Raw genomic sequence first — 1,404 nt, forward strand, 5'->3', positions numbered from 1 at the left:
GCGAGAGCGCGCCGGTCGCTCGCGACCGTCGCCGCGAGCAGGCCGCCGCGCGTCGCGCCGGCCGGCCGCGTGATCACGTTGATGACGCCGTTGACCGCGTTGGCGCCCCACAAGGTCGCGCCGGGGCCGCTGATGACCTCGATGCGCTCGACGTCCTGCAGCATGACCTCCTGCGCGTCCCAGAACACGCCGGAGAACAGCGGCGTGTAGACCGTGCGGCCGTCGATCAGCACCAGCAGCTTGTTGCCGAGCGAATTGTTGAAGCCGCGCGAGGAGATCGCGTAGTTCGCGGCGTTGACGCGCGCGACCTGCAGGTTCGGCGCGAGGCGCAGCGCCTCGGGCAGGGTCGTCGCGCCCGAGCGGCGGATGTCGTCGGCCGTGATCACGTAGATCGACGCGGCCGCATCGAGCAGGCGCTCGGCCTGGCGTGAAACGGACGTGACTTCGATGTCGCCGAGCTGCTCGAGGCTGAGGTCGGCGAGGTCGCCGGCCTGCGGTCCGCCGGCGGCGGCCGCTGCGCTAAGCAGCGCGCCAGCGGCGAAGGCGAGGCCGCGTCGGGCCCGACAGCTGCGGCGGCCGCGCAGCGGCGCCTGTCCGAAGCGAACGTCCATGCGCATCCCCCGACGCCAAAAGGATCAGGACCGCCCTTTGCGAATGCCGGTACGCGGGACCCCGGTCCGGCGCCGTTCCGACGCCCGGATCTTTACGCCCGACTTAGGAAAAAGCAACTTGTGCTCCGGCTGCAGGGCCGGTGGCGGCGCGCCGGCCGGCGGACTGCGCGGCAGCTCGTCGGCGGCCCAGCGCAGCGCCGCCGGCGCGGCAGACGGAAATGTCCCCCGATCTGCGGCTAGCGGACGCGACGCTACGCGCGCCGCGCCGTCAGCGCGAGCTGCGCCGCATCGACGCCGGCAGATAGCGCGCCGCGATGTTCTCGCCGCTCTCGGTCCAGTGCTGCTGCCCGTCCATGTGCAGGATCAGGCGCGCGCCGTCGAGCCGCGCGCCGAGGTTGCGCGGCGTCGCGCGGATCTCGCAGCCGCCCCCTGCCTCGGTGAACTCCAGGCTCGCGAGATACGTGCTGGCGTAGCTCTCGGCCGCGTCGAAGCCCTCGTCGCCGTTGCGCGGGCAGCGGCCGTTGCTCAGGTGGAACTCGGCCACGGCCGTGCGCTGGCCCGCAGCGACGACGTAGGCCTGCACGACCTTCGAGCGGATCGTGTAGTCGTTGTAGGCCGGAATCGCGATCGCCGCGAGGATGCCGCCGAACATCACGAAGCCGATCAGCAGCACGCCGCCGACGATCAGTGCGATCTTCTTTCCGCTGCCCGGCGATGGCGGCGCCGCGCGCGGACGGGCCGGCGCGCGCGGCAGCGGCGGCGGTGCGCCGCGCATGCCGAGCTCGGCCGCGAC

The 1,404-nt window shown here is 73.0% G+C and carries 2 protein-coding genes; both read right to left on the minus strand.

What is annotated here, in order from left to right:
- A partial coding sequence (locus NON22_RS24320; protein ID WP_257389563.1) for a TonB-dependent receptor plug domain-containing protein occupies positions 1–611 on the minus strand: 611 nt, incomplete at its 3' end.
- A 268-nt stretch (positions 612–879) separates the two neighbouring features.
- Positions 880–1,404 (minus strand): pilin (locus NON22_RS24325; protein WP_257389564.1); only part of this gene is annotated, 525 nt, incomplete at its 5' end.

Source organism: Tahibacter caeni (genome assembly GCF_024609805.1).
GTDB lineage: Bacteria > Pseudomonadota > Gammaproteobacteria > Xanthomonadales > Rhodanobacteraceae > Tahibacter > Tahibacter caeni.